The sequence below is a fragment of the Tatumella sp. JGM94 genome, assembly GCF_018257595.1.
Taxonomy (GTDB): domain Bacteria; phylum Pseudomonadota; class Gammaproteobacteria; order Enterobacterales; family Enterobacteriaceae; genus Tatumella; species Tatumella punctata.
In genome coordinates, this window is the sequence record NZ_JAERJN010000003.1 from 252 (window position 1) to 16,662 (window position 16,411).

At 52.4% G+C, this 16,411-nt stretch carries 12 protein-coding genes and 1 riboswitch; of the genes, 8 read left to right on the plus strand and 4 right to left on the minus strand.

What is annotated here, in order from left to right; translation table 11 throughout:
- Nucleotides 1–349: 349 nt before the first annotated feature.
- Nucleotides 350–841 carry an acetolactate synthase small subunit gene (gene ilvN, locus JK216_RS02910; RefSeq protein WP_212706981.1) on the minus strand — a complete coding sequence of 164 codons (492 nt, stop codon included), beginning with the start codon at nucleotides 839–841 and terminating at the stop codon, nucleotides 350–352.
- Entirely contained in the window at nucleotides 841–2,562 is a 1,722-nt protein-coding gene (ilvI, locus tag JK216_RS02915) for an acetolactate synthase 3 large subunit (protein WP_212706982.1), read from the minus strand. The genes ilvN and ilvI overlap by 1 nt, the downstream gene beginning before the upstream one ends.
- A 901-nt stretch (nucleotides 2,563–3,463) precedes the next feature.
- Here ilvI and leuA point away from each other — a divergent pair.
- Genes leuA through leuD form a run of 4 tightly spaced genes read left to right on the plus strand, consistent with a single transcriptional unit; the run spans nucleotide 3,464 to nucleotide 8,143 of the window.
- A complete protein-coding gene (gene leuA / locus JK216_RS02920) occupies nucleotides 3,464–5,029 on the plus strand; it encodes a 2-isopropylmalate synthase (RefSeq protein ID WP_212706983.1) in 1,566 nt (521 codons plus the stop codon).
- Between the two features lie 2 nt (nucleotides 5,030–5,031).
- The gene (leuB, locus tag JK216_RS02925; protein WP_212706984.1) at nucleotides 5,032–6,123 is read left to right on the plus strand and encodes a 3-isopropylmalate dehydrogenase; all 1,092 of its coding nucleotides are present in this window, start codon (nucleotides 5,032–5,034) and stop codon (nucleotides 6,121–6,123) included.
- A 3-nt stretch (nucleotides 6,124–6,126) separates the two neighbouring features.
- Nucleotides 6,127–7,527, plus strand: a complete 1,401-nt coding sequence (leuC, locus tag JK216_RS02930) for a 3-isopropylmalate dehydratase large subunit (RefSeq protein WP_212706985.1) — start codon at nucleotides 6,127–6,129, stop codon at nucleotides 7,525–7,527.
- A 10-nt stretch (nucleotides 7,528–7,537) separates the two neighbouring features.
- Nucleotides 7,538–8,143: a 3-isopropylmalate dehydratase small subunit gene (leuD, locus tag JK216_RS02935; RefSeq protein ID WP_212706986.1), complete on the plus strand. Its 606-nt coding sequence runs from the start codon at nucleotides 7,538–7,540 to the stop codon at nucleotides 8,141–8,143.
- A gap of 52 nt (nucleotides 8,144–8,195) precedes the next feature.
- Here the strand turns inward: leuD and JK216_RS02940 are convergent, their stop codons facing one another.
- Nucleotides 8,196–9,389, minus strand: a complete 1,194-nt coding sequence (locus tag JK216_RS02940) for an MFS transporter (RefSeq protein WP_212711918.1) — start codon at nucleotides 9,387–9,389, stop codon at nucleotides 8,196–8,198.
- Between the two features lie 213 nt (nucleotides 9,390–9,602).
- Nucleotides 9,603–9,694, plus strand: a riboswitch (TPP riboswitch).
- 43 nt (nucleotides 9,695–9,737) lie between these two features.
- On the opposite strand from JK216_RS02940, the gene thiB reads away from it, so the two are divergent.
- Genes thiB through thiQ form a run of 3 tightly spaced genes read left to right on the plus strand, consistent with a single transcriptional unit; the run spans nucleotide 9,738 to nucleotide 13,007 of the window.
- On the plus strand, nucleotides 9,738–10,724 hold the full coding sequence (gene thiB, locus JK216_RS02945; RefSeq protein WP_212706988.1) for a thiamine ABC transporter substrate binding subunit: 987 nt from the start codon (nucleotides 9,738–9,740) through the stop codon (nucleotides 10,722–10,724).
- Nucleotides 10,700–12,310: a thiamine/thiamine pyrophosphate ABC transporter permease ThiP gene (thiP, locus tag JK216_RS02950; RefSeq protein ID WP_212711920.1), complete on the plus strand. Its 1,611-nt coding sequence runs from the start codon at nucleotides 10,700–10,702 to the stop codon at nucleotides 12,308–12,310. Before thiB ends, thiP begins: the two co-directional genes overlap by 25 nt.
- Nucleotides 12,294–13,007 carry a thiamine ABC transporter ATP-binding protein ThiQ gene (gene thiQ, locus JK216_RS02955; protein WP_212706989.1) on the plus strand — a complete coding sequence of 238 codons (714 nt, stop codon included), beginning with the start codon at nucleotides 12,294–12,296 and terminating at the stop codon, nucleotides 13,005–13,007. The genes thiP and thiQ overlap by 17 nt, the downstream gene beginning before the upstream one ends.
- Here the strand turns inward: thiQ and JK216_RS02960 are convergent.
- Entirely contained in the window at nucleotides 12,997–13,761 is a 765-nt protein-coding gene (locus JK216_RS02960) for a DedA family protein (RefSeq protein ID WP_212706990.1), read from the minus strand. The genes thiQ and JK216_RS02960 overlap by 11 nt on opposite strands.
- 166 nt (nucleotides 13,762–13,927) lie before the next feature.
- On the opposite strand from JK216_RS02960, the gene JK216_RS02965 reads away from it, so the two are divergent.
- Complete coding sequence (locus tag JK216_RS02965) at nucleotides 13,928–16,288, plus strand: DNA polymerase II (protein WP_212706991.1); 2,361 nt, start codon at nucleotides 13,928–13,930, stop codon at nucleotides 16,286–16,288.
- Nucleotides 16,289–16,411: the final 123 nt, after the last annotated feature.

Consider the following 16,411-nt stretch of genomic DNA (forward strand, 5'->3'; position numbering starts at 1 on the left):
CCCGCGCCCCCGGGCCTTAACCCGTCCGCCGCAGCGCGGCTGCTGAAACTCCGCCACTGATGGCGGAAGGAAGATGCACAGAGCCAGACGTTTACACGGGGAACCGCTATTCAGAGGTAAAAGGTAATGCCCCGGGCACGGATTGTAAAGGCCCGCGCCACCGGGCCTTAACCCGTCCGCCGCAGCGCAGCTGCTGAAACTCCGCCACTGATGGCGGAAGGAAGATGCACAGAGCCAGACATTTACACGGGGAACCGCTATTCAGAGGTAAAAGGTAATGCCCCGGGCACGGATTGTTAAGGCCCGCGCCCTCGGGCCTTAACCAATCAACAAACAAAACATTCCCCTGTTAGCCAATGGTACGCTCACCACGCGACAGCCCGATAACCCCGGAACGGACAACTTCAACAATTTCTGTCACTCCGCGTAATACATTCAGAAATGCATCCAGTTTATCGCTGCTTCCGGCCAGTTGTACCGTGTACAAAGAGGTACTGACATCAACAATCTGTCCGCGGAAAATATCGGCACAACGTTTTACTTCCTCTCGCTGCCCTCCTCCGGCCTGGATCTTAACCAGCATAATTTCACGTTCAACACTGGCCGTCTGCCCCAGCTCACTGACACGTAAAACATCGACCAGTTTATGCAGCTGTTTTTCAATTTGCTCCAGTACCTTCTCATCGCCTACCGTCTGGATAGTCATTCGCGATAAGGTCGGATCATCCGTCGGAGCAACAGTCAGACTTTCAATGTTGTAACCACGCTGTGAAAACAGTCCGATAACACGCGATAATGCGCCAGATTCATTCTCAAGTAATACCGATAAAATACGGCGCATTATTCAGTCCTCCCGGTTTTACTTAACCACATCTCATTCATTCCACCGCCACGCACCAGCATCGGATATACGTGCTCGCTGCCATCAACATGTACATCAGCAAACACTAACCGGCCGCTGGCAACAATTTTCAGCGCTTCGCTCAGTTTTTCATCCAGCATCGCCGGATCACTGATCGTCATCCCGACGTGTCCGTAGGCTTCAGCCAGACGGACAAAATCCGGTAAAGACTGCATATATGACTGAGAATGACGCCCGGAGTAGATCATATCCTGCCATTGCTTAACCATGCCCAGATAGCCGTTATTCAGATTCAGGATCAGTACCGGCAGGTTATACTGTAATGCCGTAGATAATTCCTGAATATTCATCTGGATACTGCCATCCCCGGTGACACATACCACAGTCGCTTCCGGTACGGCCATTTTAACACCCAGCGCCGCAGGTAAACCAAAGCCCATGGTGCCCAGCCCGCCGGAGTTGATCCAGCGACGTGGCTGGTTAAAACGATAATGCAACGCAGCAAACATCTGATGCTGACCGACATCAGAGGTCACATACGCGTCTCCGCCCGTAAGCCGCCAGAGTGCATCAATTGCCGCCTGTGGTTTGATGGTATCGCCTGAAGGATCAAACGCCAGACAATCACGTGCACGCCAGCCTTCAATCTGTTGCCACCAGCCGTCAGTTTCCGGTCCGGCAGCGTCCGCTGAATTCAACAGTTCCAGCATCTGCTGTAATACCTGCCCGGCATCACCGACCACCGGAATATCTGCAGCAACCGTTTTAGAAATCGAGGCCGGGTCAATATCGATATGGATAATGGTCGCATCAGGGCAGTATTTCGCCAGATTATTGGTCGTCCGGTCATCGAAACGAACGCCAATAGCAAAAATGACATCCGCATGATGCATCGTCATATTGGCTTCATAAGTACCGTGCATGCCAAGCATACCAACACTTTGCGGATGTGTTCCGGGAAATGCCCCCAGCCCCATCAGGGTGGTGGTCACCGGAATCTTCAGTGTTTCGGCCAGAGTCAGTAATGCTGTTTCGCAGCCGGAAGTAATGACCCCGCCCCCGGCGTAAATAACCGGCTGCCGGGCAGCCAGCAAGGTCTGTAATGCGCGCTTAATCTGCCCGCGATGGCCCTGTGTGGTCGGATTATAAGAACGCATGGAGACCTGTTCCGGCCAGTGATAAGGCAGTTTTACTGCGGGGTTTAACACATCTTTGGGTAAATCAATAACCACCGGTCCCGGGCGTCCGGAAGCGGCCAGCCAGAACGCTTTTTTGATCACTTCAGGAATATCTTCGGTACGCTTTACCAGAAAGCTGTGCTTCACTATCGGCCGGGAGATCCCCACCATATCGCATTCCTGAAAAGCATCGCTGCCGATCAGCGAAGACGCAACCTGCCCGGAAAGTATCACCATCGGAATCGAGTCCATATACGCCGTAGCTATGCCGGTAATGGCATTGGTCGCCCCGGGGCCAGAGGTGACCAGAACCACGCCCGTATCACCGGTGGCCCGCGCCAGTCCATCGGCCATATGTACCGCAGCCTGCTCATGGCGCACCAGAATATGGTCAATACCTCCGACGGTCTGCAACGCATCGTAAATATCCAGCACCGCGCCTCCGGGATAACCAAAGACCTGCTTTATACCCTGGTCAATCAATGACTGAACGACCATTTCGGCTCCTGACAACATCTCCATTTTTGCCTCCAGGCGATAACTCAAATTACGCACATGCATAACTGACAAACGGTAACCTTCCACCCTTTTGCTGCGGAATAAAGATCGGAAACTTACAGCGGAGTCAGCCTGTCAGTTTATCGCTGCATAGTGTTCATTCAGGGGAAGACAGCATTTATTATCTGCATTTCATCCGGCTAACATAACCGCAGAAATGGTGTCAGGCAAACCGGCTGCTGATTAACAGCGGTAATTATTTTATAAAAATTACTGCCATTTCAGCGGACAGCCAAAGAATAAAGCTACTGACATAATTATTAGTAGTTAAATATTCTGCCTTTATAACCTGATACAGATAATAATGAAATTTACCGATACTACCCCCGGAAATATGACAGTGCCCTGCTCCGCATATTTACACGGTAATAAATTTATTCTCTGATAAACCATAGTAATTCAATATATTTCACTAGTACAAAGCTTAGTAGCCGTCATTTACCTCGACAAAATCGCCAATAAAAAACAATAAATATCAATAAATTATACCAGAAACCCTGACTTATACTGTCTCGAAGCACAGGACCATGACGGCAGATAAATTGTTGTCCCCTGACACTCCTCTTTTTGGGCCGGTTAATCCAGAACATTACTCTGTTATGGGGAATTAAATAGCCCTTTACTTTAGGTTGACATGAAGAACAGATTCCAGTACCAATATATACATACTTAATTTCCGGGGTCTGAACAGATGATTCATTTTAACCTCCTTCCAGGACTACTCCTTCTCGCATTAAATATGCGCGGTAGTTCTGTGGGCGGAATCAAAAAATGATTCGGGCCTGATAACAGAAAAACCCGCGCCGCAGCGCGGGTTTTTTTATGCCCGCAGCCAGGTGCAGTAAAATACTAAAGGAATCTACTGATGAGCGAGCAAGTCATTATTTTTGATACAACATTACGTGACGGTGAACAGGCGTTACAGGCCAGCCTGAGTGTCAAAGAAAAATTACAAATTGCTCTGGCACTGGAAAGGATGAAAGTCGATGTTATGGAAGTCGGCTTTCCCGTCTCCTCTCCGGGTGACTTTGAATCGGTTCAGACCATTGCCCGGACTATTAAAAACAGCCGCGTCTGCGGACTGGCGCGTTGTGTGGAAAAAGATATTGACGCGGCCGCTGAAGCCCTGCGGGTGGCCGACGCTTTCCGTATCCACACCTTTATTGCAACCTCTCCGATGCACATTGCCACCAAGCTGCGCAGTACCCTGCCGGAAGTGATCGAACGTGCGGTGCATATGATTAAACATGCCCGTAACTATACAGATGATGTGGAGTTTTCCTGCGAAGATGGCGGCCGGACTCCGATAGATGATTTGTGCCGGGTTGTGGAGGCCGCAATTAATGCCGGAGCCCGTACCATCAATATCCCTGACACTGTCGGTTATACCCTGCCCCATGAATATGCCAATATTATCTCAGCGTTAACTCAGCGTGTTCCTAATATTCATAAAGCTATTTTGTCCGTGCATACTCATGATGATTTAGGGATGGCAGTCGGTAACGCCGTCGCTGCCGTTCAGGCGGGAGCCCGTCAGGTGGAAGGAACCCTGAATGGCCTGGGTGAACGTGCCGGTAACTGTGCGCTGGAAGAAGTCATTATGGCGATCAAAACCCGCCAGCAAATACTGAACGTTAGCACCCGCATCAATCATCAGGAAATTTACCGTACCAGCCAGATTGTCAGTCAGATTTGTAATATGCCAATTCCAGCCAATAAAGCTGTGGTCGGGAGCAATGCTTTCGCACACTCCTCCGGTATTCACCAGGACGGTGTGCTGAAAAACCGTGAAAACTACGAAATCATGACCCCCGAATCGATTGGTCTGAACCAGATACAGTTAAACCTGACCTCCCGTTCCGGCCGCGCCGCAGTGAAGCATCGTATGGAAGAGATGGGATACACAGAAGCTGATTATGATGCAGCCGCTTTATATGATGCCTTCCTGAAACTGGCCGACAAAAAAGGCCAAATCTTCGACTACGACCTGGAAGCACTGGCGTTCATCAATAAGCAGAATGAAGAACACGACCATTTCAGCTTACAGGATTTTAATGTGCAGTCAGGGTCCAATATTACGGCTACGGCCTCAGTAAAACTGGCCTGTGGCAACGATATTAAAGAAGAAGCAGCCACAGGTAATGGTCCGGTTGATGCGGTATATCAGGCAATTAACCGTATTACCGGTTATCAGGCAGAACTGGTGAAATACCAGTTATCCGCCAAAGGTCATGGTGAGAATGCTCTGGGGCAGGTCGATATTGTGATTAGCTATAACCACCGTAAATTCCATGGTGTCGGCCTGGCGACGGATATTGTTGAGTCCTCAGCCACAGCGATGGTCAACGCCCTGAATAATATCTGGCAGGCAAAGCAGGTAGAAAAAGAATTGCAGCGTAAATCAAAGAATGAAGCTAAGGAAACCGTGTAATTATGTCTACGTCCTTCCATATTGCAGTATTACCGGGTGATGGTATTGGTCCGGAAGTGATGACCCAGGCTCTGAAAGTTCTGGCTGCCATCCGTGAACGTTTTTCCATTAACATCACAACCGCGCAGTATGATGTTGGTGGTATCGCTATTGATAACCACGGTCAGCCACTGCCCCCGGAAACACTGGCAGGATGTGAACAGGCCGATGCCGTATTATTTGGTTCCGTCGGTGGCCCGAAATGGCAGCATCTGCCGCCCGACGGGCAGCCAGAGCGTGGCGCACTGTTACCATTACGTAAACACTTCAAATTATTCAGTAACCTGCGCCCGGCGGCCTTGTATCACGGGCTGGAAGCTTTCTGCCCGCTGCGCAGCGATATTGCGGCCCGCGGTTTCGATATTTTATGCGTCCGTGAATTAACTGGCGGGATCTATTTCGGCCAGCCGAAAGGACGTGACGGGCGCGGTGATCAGCTGCGTGCATTCGATACAGAAGTTTACCACCGCTATGAAATCGAGCGTATTGCCCGGCTGGCGTTTGAATCCGCAGCAAAACGCCGCGGGAAAGTCACCTCGGTCGATAAAGCTAACGTATTGCAGTCTTCCATCCTGTGGCGTGAAACGGTCAGCGAAATCGCCAAAGAATACCCGGCGATCGAACTGGAACATATCTACATTGATAACGCGACCATGCAGTTAATCAAAGATCCTTCCCAGTTTGATGTGCTGCTGTGTTCCAATTTGTTTGGCGACATCCTGTCGGATGAATGTGCGATGATCACCGGGTCGATGGGCATGCTGCCATCAGCCAGTCTGAATGAGCAGGGCTTTGGTTTATATGAGCCAGCCGGGGGTTCAGCACCGGATATTGCCGGTCAGAACATTGCCAATCCGATTGCTCAGATCCTGTCCCTGTCCCTGTTGTTACGTTACAGCCTGAATGCCGGTGATGCCGCTGACAGTATCGAGCAGGCAGTCAACCGTGCGCTGGAAGAAGGTTTCCGTACCCGTGATCTGGCAGGTCAGGGACCGGCTGTCAGTACTGATGAGATGGGCGATATCATTGCCCGGTTTATTACCGGAGAAAAATAAAAAATGAGCAAAACATTATACCAGAAGTTATTTGATGCACATGTCGTCTACGAAGCCGAAAACGAAACACCTTTACTGTATATCGATCGCCATTTAGTCCATGAAGTCACCTCTCCGCAGGCATTCGATGGCCTGCGCGCTCAGGGCCGCCCTTTGCGCCAGCCATCAAAAACCTTCGCGACAATGGACCACAACGTGTCCACTCAGACCCGTGATATTAATGCATCCGGTGAGATGGCCCGCATCCAGATGCAGGAACTGATCAAAAACTGTGAGGAATTCGGTGTTCAGCTGTATGACCTGAACCACCCTTATCAGGGGATAGTCCATGTGATTGGGCCCGAGCAGGGCATGACGTTGCCGGGCATGACTATCGTCTGCGGAGATTCCCACACCGCGACTCATGGTGCGTTCGGATCGCTGGCATTCGGGATCGGTACTTCTGAAGTTGAACATGTGATGGCCACCCAGACCCTGAAACAGGGCCGGGCTAAAACCATGAAAATTGAAGTGACAGGTCAGGCGGCTGCCGGTATCACGGCTAAAGATATCGTGCTGGCCGTGATCGGTAAAACCGGCAGTGCCGGGGGTACCGGTCATGTTGTCGAGTTCTGCGGCCCGGCAATCGAAGCCCTGAGCATGGAAGGTCGTATGACCCTGTGTAATATGGCCATCGAGATGGGCGCAAAAGCAGGCCTGGTTGCCCCTGACGAAACGACCTTTAATTACCTGAAAGGCCGCCAGTTTTCCCCGACCGGTGAACAATGGGCACAGGCCGTAAATTACTGGCAGAGCCTGAAGTCAGATAAAGATGCGGTATTTGATAGTATCGTGACCCTGGATGCGGCAGATATTGCCCCTCAGGTCACCTGGGGGACCAACCCGGGCCAGGTCATTGCCATTAACCAGCCAATTCCGGCACCTGAGTCTTTCAGTGACCCGGTTGAGCGCGCCTCCGCGGCGAAAGCACTGGCCTATATGGGACTGGATGCCGGTATCCCGCTGACAGAAGTCAGTATTGATAAAGTGTTTATCGGTTCCTGTACCAATTCACGTATCGAAGACTTGCGTGCCGCTGCCGCTGTCGCCAAAGGACGTAAAGTGGCACCGGGCATCGTCGCGATGGTGGTGCCGGGTTCCGGTCCGGTCAAAGCACAGGCCGAAGCCGAGGGGCTGGATAAAATATTTACCGATGCCGGTTTTGAATGGCGTCTGCCCGGCTGCTCAATGTGTCTGGCGATGAATAACGACCGGCTGAACGCGGGGGAACGTTGTGCATCCACCAGTAACCGTAACTTTGAAGGCCGTCAGGGCCGTGGCGGGCGCACTCACCTGGTCAGCCCGGCAATGGCTGCCGCAGCTGCGGTGACCGGCCGTTTTGCTGACATCCGTGAACTGAACTAAGGAGCTGTTGATGGCCACTAAATTTATCCGACATACTGGTATTGTTGCGCCGCTGGATGCAGCCAACGTCGATACAGATGCCATTATTCCCAAACAGTTTTTACAGAAAGTGACCCGCACCGGGTTTGGTCAGCATTTGTTTAATGACTGGCGTTTTCTGGATGACGCAGGACAAGTCCCGAATCCGGAGTTTGTGCTGAATAAACCGCAATTCAAAGGTGCCAGTATTTTGCTGGCCCGCGAGAACTTTGGTTGTGGATCGTCCCGTGAGCATGCCCCCTGGGCCCTGACCGATTTTGGTTTCCGTACCGTTATCGCGCCTGCTTTTGCCGATATTTTTTATGGCAACAGCTTTAATAACCAGCTGTTGCCGGTGATCCTGACAGAAGAGCAAGTGGATGAACTGTTCCGTCTGGTGGCAGAACAGCCGGGCATCGAATTTGTGGTGGATTTGGAAAACCTGGAAGTGATTGCCGGCGGGAAACATTATCCGTTCACCCTCGACAGCTTCCGTCGTCATTGCATGCTGAACGGTTTAGACAGTATCGGTCTGACTCTGCAACATGAATCTGCTATTGCCGATTACGAAACCCGCCAGCCTGCGTTTTTACGTTAATCCGGCATCAGGTCACGGTTTTTAGCCGCTCCCCCGCCCTGCTGGCGGGGGATCACCGGCCGCACTCTGCGGATTCTTTTACCCGCCAGGTCAGTAGTAACGCAATCACTGTCAGCCCGGAAGCCAGCCAGTAAATCGCCTCATGTCCCCACCAGCTGCTGATGCTCCCCTGTAACACCCCGGCAAAAATCATTCCCGTGGATACAGAGTTAGTAAACATTGTCGTCGCCACCCCGGCCTGGCCCGGCATCAGATCCTGAAACCACAGCATAACCAGCCCGGCAACGATACCGATAAAGATGGCGTTAAATACTTGCAGCGCCAGCAGACTGGTATAGGTGTGGAACAACAACATGCCGGGGTAAAACAATACCCCCGCAGTCACCGCCAGTAAGACCAATGGCCGTTTACCTATACGCTTAGCCAGCATACCGGCCAGGATCATTACCGGAATTTCCAGCCCTGCTGCTGTGCCCATCAATACCCCCGCAACTTTTTCCGGCATGCCCAGAGTACTGCTGATATAAAGCGGCATATCGATGATATACATCATATTACAGGTCCACATCAGTACCGAGGCGATAAACAGCCCGCGGGTGCTGGTATTTTTCCAGCCCGACACCGTACTGCGCGCCAGATTATCCGCCGGGAAAATTTTCGGGACCGATGGCAGAGTAAAACGGATAAGTATCAGTGAAATAAAAAATAATACGGCAGCAAACAGATACAGGGTCATAAACCCGCGGGTTAATGCCACGGCAAATGACAGCGGGGGGCCGATTACCCAGGCCAGTGACATCTGTGCCCGCATTAACGAACTGAACATGACCACTTCACGACGGGTAGAGTCAGCATATTCCCTGGCAAGTGCAAAGATCTGCGGTACCACGACCGTAGTAAATGCAGCCAGCAGCAATCCCGGGCCAATCAACAGCCAGTAACTACGGGTAAACGCAAACACCAGGGCATTGCCGATCGCCATCAGACAACAAAACATCAACAGATTGCGGCGGTCACCTCGTTTATCCGAACGTCTGGCCAGCAAAAAACTGACGATAATCCCGGTAATGGCATTGACGGTAAAAAACAGTCCGACTTCAAACGGGGCGGCGTGCAGCTCTCTGCTCAGGAACAGGCTGAGGGTCGGTGCCTGTAATGCACCGGCAATACTCACAGAAAATGTAACCAGCATAAAAAACACAAATACTGAATTACTTTTGACGGGCTGAAGTTCAGTTTTTTCCATAAAGCACAACATCCGGATGCGGGAGGAAAGTAACCGACAGCATATAACAAATTACCCAAAACAGCAGATCTTGTCTGCCGGACTACGGTTCCGGACACGGAGAAAATGACCACAGTAACAGTCTGCCCGCACGGCCCGTTGCCATTCACCGCGCTGATTTGTTACACCGGATTTTTGAGGCTTTCGCCGGGCTAATGAATTGCATAGAATAGCGTGTTCTCAACGGGGTGCACTCTGGTGCTGAGATATACCCGCAGAACCTGATCCGGTTAACACCGGCGTAGGGATTTGAGACTTATTCCTCAGATCTTTTGCGCATAAACTGGCCCATCCCTCAAGGAGCGCAAAGTGTTAAAAAAATTTCTGCCTGTATTATTGATTATTTCCGCACCGGTACTTGCCGCAAAACCCGTATTAACCGTTTATACCTACGACTCCTTTTCTTCCGACTGGGGCCCCGGACCGGCAATTAAAAAAGCCTTTGAAGCCGATTGCGGCTGCGAGCTCAAATACGTTTCCCTCGGGGATGGCGTTTCTCTGCTTAACCGCCTGAGAATGGAAGGCAAACACAGTAAAGCGGATGTGGTAGTCGGGCTGGATAATAATCTGCTGGATGCGGCACAAAAAACCGGGCTGTTTACACCAACCCCGGTTGACTACCGCCAGCTGACCATCCCCGGTGGCTGGAGCAATACAACGTTTGTACCTTATGATTATGGCTATTTTGCATTCGTCTATAATAAAAAACGCCTGAAAAATCCGCCATCCAGTCTGAAACAGCTGGTCGAAAGTCCGGATAAATGGCGGGTTATTTACGAAGATCCCCGCACCAGTACCCCGGGGCTCGGGCTGCTGCTGTGGATGCAAAAAGTCTACGGCGATCAGGCCCCGGCAGCATGGCAAAAACTGGCCGCCAAAACCGTCACTGTCACCCGAGGCTGGAGCGAAGCCTATAATCTGTTTCTGAAAGGTGAGAGTGATCTGGTACTCAGCTATACCACGTCACCGGCCTATCATATTATCGAAGAGCATAATCCCGATTATGCGGCCGCTGACTTTGCAGAAGGAAATTACTTGCAGGTAGAAGTGGCGGCACGACTGAAAAACAGCCCCAATCCGGCACTGGCAAAACAGTTTATGCAGTTTGTAACCAGCCCGCAGTTTCAGGAAACATTGCCGACCGGCAACTGGATGTATCCGGTCATTAAGACCCCGCTGCCTGCCGGTTTTCAGCAACTGATGGTACCTAAAACCGCCCTGCAATACTCGCCTGCGGAAGTGGCAGAGCATCGTGCAGCCTGGATTGACGCCTGGCAAAACGCAGTCAGCCACTGATGCCGCGCTGGTTGATTCCCGGGCTGCTGGCTGCCCTGATAACCACCGGTATTGCACTGCTGGCTTTTATCAGCCTGCTGTGGAATGCCCCGCTGGGCCACGCACTATACTGGTTACGCGATCCCTACCTGTGGCATGTTATCGGCTTTTCATTTACCCAGGCCGCATTATCGACACTGCTATCAGTGCTGCCGGCAATTCTGGTCGCCCGCGCCCTGTACCGGCGGCGGTTTCCGGGCAGAAACCTGCTATTGCGTTTATGCGCGATGACCCTGGTGCTGCCGGTGCTGGTGGCGGTTTTTGGCTTACTGAGTGTCTATGGCCACGATGGCTGGCTGGCACAACTGGCCGCAAGGGCCGGTATCCCCTTCCGCTTTTCTCTGTACGGGTTACCCGGTATCTTACTGGCCCATATCTTTTTCAATCTGCCGCTGGCCAGCCGGCTGTTATTACAATCTTTAGAGCAGATTCCGGCCGAACAACGTCAGCTGGCAGCCCAGCTGAATATGCAGGGGTTTTATTTATTTCGCTGGCTGGAATGGCCGTGGCTGAAACGGCAGCTGCTGCCGGTTGCCGCACTGATCTTTATGCTCTGCTTTTCCAGCTTTGCCATTGTATTAGCTTTAGGGGGCGGGCCACGGGCAACGACGCTGGAACTGGCTATTTTCCAGGCGCTGAGCTACGACTTCGACCCGGCTAAAGCAGCCATACTGGCACTGTTACAGCTGGCCTTCTGCCTGTTACTGGTCGCGCTGAGCCTGCGGCTGAATACCCCTCTAACCGGTAACAGCGCATTACTGCGCCACTGGCGGTCAGTCGACAACCGCTGGTCAGCACGACTGACAGACAGTCTGATCATTTTGCTGACCCTGCTGTTACTGGTGCCTCCCATCCTTGCGGTCGTGATCAATGGTGTTAACAGTCATCTTTTGTCTTCCCTGCAACAGACAGACCTGTGGCTCGCGACCCGGACATCGCTCAGTATTGCGCTGCGGGCGGGTCTGTTGTCCGTTATTCTGACAATGATGTTGTTATGGAGCAGCCGCGAATTACGTTTACGCCAGAAAATTCTGCCCGCACAACTGATGGAAAGCAGCGGAATGTTAATTCTGGCAATGCCGGGCATTGTATTGGCAAGCGGTATTTTTATGTTTTTTAACAGTACCAGCGGCATACCGGATTCACCGGAAAACATTGTGGTACTGGTGAATGCATTAATCGCCATGCCCTATGCGCTGAAAGTTCTGGATACCCCCATGCGTGATATCGCCAGCCATTATAATCAGCTCTGCCTGTCTCTGGACATTAATGGCTGGCAGCGGTTACGGCTGGTTGAAGGACCGGCGTTAAAGCGCCCCCTTGCTCAGGCTCTGGCCTTTGCCTGTGTACTGTCAGTGGGAGATTTTGGGGTGATTTCGTTGTTTGGCAGTGATGACTTCCGGACTCTGCCGTTTTACCTGTATCAGCAAATCGGCGCCTATCGCGGACAGCAAGCGGCTGTCAGCGCACTATTACTGCTGCTGGTATGCTTTTTACTGTTTACCCTGATCGAAAAAATAGCAGGACACCATGCTGACGCTGAATAATCTGACTTACCACTATCAGTCACAAACCATGTGTTTTTCACTGCACGCAGAAGCCGGTGAGCGGGTTGCTATCCTCGGGCCCAGCGGTGCGGGGAAAAGCACCCTGCTCAGTATGATTGCCGGTTTTTTGCCTCTCAGCAGCGGGGAGTTATGGATCGACGGAAAAAACTGCACCCGGCAGCCTCCGGCACAACGCCCAGTCTCAATGTTGTTTCAGGAAAATAATCTGTTCGCACATCTGACAGCAGGACAAAACCTCGGGCTCGGGTTGCATCCCGGACTGCGTCTGACGAATTCACAAAAACAGCAGGTCACGAAGATTGCCGCCAGTGTCGGTTTGCAGGGATTACTGGACAGATTACCCGGTCAGTTGTCAGGAGGACAACGACAACGGGTCGCACTGGCCCGTTGTCTGTTACGGCAGCAACCGCTATTGTTACTGGATGAGCCTTTTTCCGCCCTGGATCCGGCCCTGCGCCAGGAAATGCTGACGCTGACGGATACACTCTGCCACACGCACAATATTACGTTACTGATGGTGTCACATAATCTGGACGATGTCCGGCAAATTGCCGGACGCAGTGTACTGGTCGATAACGGCAGTATCGTCTGGCAGGGGGCAAGCCGGCAACTGCTGAACGGAGAAGCCGAAGCCGCGACGCTACTGGGGATCCCCGCAGCGCCCGTCAGTCAATAAACACCCGCCACAGTAACTGACGGAAATGAGGCATCATCGGGTCGAATTGCAGCCCGGCCAGTCCGGCTAGCGCCAGAATAATCAGCAGCGGAGCAACCCAGCGCAAACGGCGGGCGGGCAGCAGACGACTTGCCCAGTCCTGTTTTCTGCTGCCTTTCAGCCAGCGCCAGCCGGTCCAGGCCGCCAGCCACAGGGCTATCACTTCCGCCAGCAGTAACCATTTAAACAGACTGTTTTGCGCATTATGCGGCGCATCAATCACCACGCCGGCCAGTATTCCTGGCAGCAGATACACTGGCGGCCAGAGCAGACATCCGATAATATTCGGCGGCAGAAACTTTTTCACCGGTAACTCCAGCATTCCGGCAAGTAACGGGATCAGCGGCCGTGTCGGCCCGACAAAACGACCAATCAGAATAGTCGCGACACTGTGTTCATTCAGGGCATGCTCGGTTTTATCCAGCAGACTGCGATGCTTCTGTAAATATTTCCAGCGATGTAATGGCCCCTGAAAACGCCAGCCAATATAAAATGACAGCCAGTCTCCCAGCAGGCACCCCGCCAGACCGGCCCCCCATGCCGGATACAGCCCGAGATTTCCGCTGCCAATCAGCGCACCAAGGCTGGCCATTAATACGGTACCCGGCAGGACCAGCCCGACTAATGCCAGCGATTCAAAGAACGTCACTACCGCTACCGCAAACAACGCCCAATCCGGTGACTGAGTAATGAGGTGTTGGATCCAGGCTTCCATAAAAATTCCTCAAGTTAACTGAGCCTGGATTGTCCAGAGCGAGGACACAGACGTCAAGCAGTCTGTGTCCTTAAATACAACACAAAGGCCGGGGCCGCCCCTGATACCTGCAGGGGCTGCGCCGCGGCTGTGTTATACTCTTATCCCCCAGTTCCCCGGAGATCCTGTGAATAGTCCGCAACCCGGTTTTTTACTGACCCGTCACTGGCGGGATACCCCGCACGGGATTGAACTTACCTTCTGGCTGGCTACGGATAACGGGCCGGTACAGTTGCGGGTCCCCCCTCAACAGGCGGTTGCCTTTATCCCGCAGTCGGCAGCCGCACAGGCAGCTAACCTGTTACGCGGAGAAAACAATGTCCGTCTGACGCCTCTGCAGCTTCGTGATTTCAGCCACCAGCCCCTGTCCGGTCTGTATTGCCACCAATACCGTCAGCTTCAGCGGCTGGAAAAACGGTTTCGCGAACATGGGATCCGCGTGTATGAAGCCGATATCCGGCCTGCGGAACGTTTCCTGATGGAACGTTTTATCAACGCACCGGTCTGGTTCAGTGGCCAGCAGCAAGGGGCCGTTATCACTGATGCCCGCCTGAAGCCACATCCGGATTACCGGCCCGCCCTGAAATGGATGTCACTGGATATAGAAACCAGCGCACAGGGCGAACTTTACTGTATCGGTATTGAAGGCTGTGGCCAGCAACAGGTGATGATGCTGGGCCCTGCAACGGATGGCGATCCGCCGACAGATTTCCGTCTCGACTATGCCGCCAGCCATCAGGAATTGCTGGAGATGCTTAACCAGTGGATTACCCGCTATGACCCGGATGTTATCATCGGCTGGAACCTGGTACAGTTTGATCTGCAGATCCTGCAAAAACATGCCGAACGGTACCGTATCCCGCTGCGCTTTGGTCGCGGTAACAGCCTGCTGGAGTGGCGTGAGAACGGATTCAAACCGGGTACATTTCAGGCAATGGCGGCAGGCCGGCTGATTATTGACGGCATTGAGGCGCTGCGTTCAACCTTTCGTAATTTTTCCTCCTTCAGTCTGGAAAATGTCGCCCGTGAACTGCTGGGTGAAAGCAAGCTGATCGGGGACCCGGACAACCGGATGGCCGAAATCACGCATAATTTTGCCACCGACAAACCGGCACTGGCCCGTTATAACCTGCGGGATTGTCAACTGGTAACACGGATTTTTGAACAGACACAGCTGATGCCATTCCTGCTGGAAAGAAGCAGTGTCAATGGATTACAGGCCGATCGTCACGGCGGTTCGGTGGCCTCTTTCAGTCATTTGTATATCCCGCGTATGCACCGTGCCGGGTTTGTCGCGCCAAATACCGGCGAAATCGCTCCGTCCGCCAGCCCCGGTGGTTACGTCATGGACTCGCGGCCGGGTTTATATGATTCGGTACTGGTGCTGGATTATAAAAGTCTGTACCCGTCAATAATCAAAACTTTCCTGATTGACCCCATCGGGCTGGCTGAGGGGCTGGCCCATCCGGCAGAAGAGAGCTCGGTCGCCGGTTTTCTCGGTGCGCGTTTTTCCAGAACAGTCCACTGCCTGCCGGAAATCATTGACCAGATTTGGCGAAACAGGGATAACGCTAAACAGCAAGCTAACCAGCCCTTGTCTCAGGCATTAAAGATAATTATGAACGCATTCTATGGTGTGCTTGGTACCCCCGCCTGCCGGTTTTTTGATCCGCGACTGGCGTCTTCCATTACCCTGCGCGGACATGAAATTATGCAACAGACCCGCGACTTTATTGAACGTCAGGGATACGAGGTAATCTATGGTGATACGGACTCGATCTTTGTCTGGCTGAAAACGGCCCACAGTGAGCAACAGGCCGAAGAGACAGGCAGACAACTGGCAGACAATGTCAACCACTGGTGGCGAAAACAGCTGGCGGACCGGTTTATGCTGACCAGCGCCCTGGAACTGGAATATGAAAATCATTACTGCCGTTTTTTAATGCCTACCATCCGTGGTGCCGAACAGGGCAGCAAAAAACGCTATGCCGGCCGGGTGAATAACCACGGTAAAGACCAGATTATTTTTAAAGGACTGGAGAACGTCCGCACAGACTGGACCCCGCTGGCCAGAGAGTTCCAGCAAAAACTGTATGATCTTATTTTTCGCCGCCAGGCATGGCAGCAATATGTCCGGGATACGGTGGAGCAGCTGATGGCCGGTGAACTGGATGAACAGTTAATTTATACAAAACGACTGCGGCGTCCGCTCAGTGAGTACCAGAAAAATATTCCGCCTCATGCGCGGGCTGCTATGCTGGCTGACCAGCAGCACCGTCTCGCAGGACAGACATTACGCTATCAACAAGGCGGCACCATCCGCTATGTGATGACCACCCGTGGCCCGCAGCCTTTAAATGCACTCACCGCTCCTCCGGACTATGATCATTACCTGAGCCGTCAGCTGGAACCTGTTGCTGACGGGATACTCGGTTTCGTCGGTGGAAATTTCGCCACACTGATTACCGGGCAACTGGGGCTGTTTTGATAGGTGACGAATGGCTCACCTTCCAGTACCATAGCGCCCTCCCTGAATTTCATTGCTCTGCATTTATTTACCAGACCTCTTGTCTGGTCTCCATGCTATTGCCTGCAGAGCATGAATATCTTT

Bases quoted from the DNA above. Each gene is read 5' to 3' on its own strand.
- ilvN (WP_212706981.1), bottom strand. From the start codon at position 841: ATGCGCCGTATTTTATCGGTATTACTTGAGAATGAATCTGGCGCATTA.
- leuB (WP_212706984.1), top strand. From the start codon at position 5,032: ATGTCTACGTCCTTCCATATTGCAGTATTACCGGGTGATGGTATTGGT.
- leuA (WP_212706983.1), top strand. From the start codon at position 3,464: ATGAGCGAGCAAGTCATTATTTTTGATACAACATTACGTGACGGTGAA.
- leuC (WP_212706985.1), top strand. From the start codon at position 6,127: ATGAGCAAAACATTATACCAGAAGTTATTTGATGCACATGTCGTCTAC.
- ilvI (WP_212706982.1), bottom strand. From the start codon at position 2,562: ATGGAGATGTTGTCAGGAGCCGAAATGGTCGTTCAGTCATTGATTGAC.
- JK216_RS02940 (WP_212711918.1), bottom strand. From the start codon at position 9,389: ATGGAAAAAACTGAACTTCAGCCCGTCAAAAGTAATTCAGTATTTGTG.
- thiQ (WP_212706989.1), top strand. From the start codon at position 12,294: ATGCTGACGCTGAATAATCTGACTTACCACTATCAGTCACAAACCATG.
- JK216_RS02960 (WP_212706990.1), bottom strand. From the start codon at position 13,761: ATGGAAGCCTGGATCCAACACCTCATTACTCAGTCACCGGATTGGGCG.
- leuD (WP_212706986.1), top strand. From the start codon at position 7,538: ATGGCCACTAAATTTATCCGACATACTGGTATTGTTGCGCCGCTGGAT.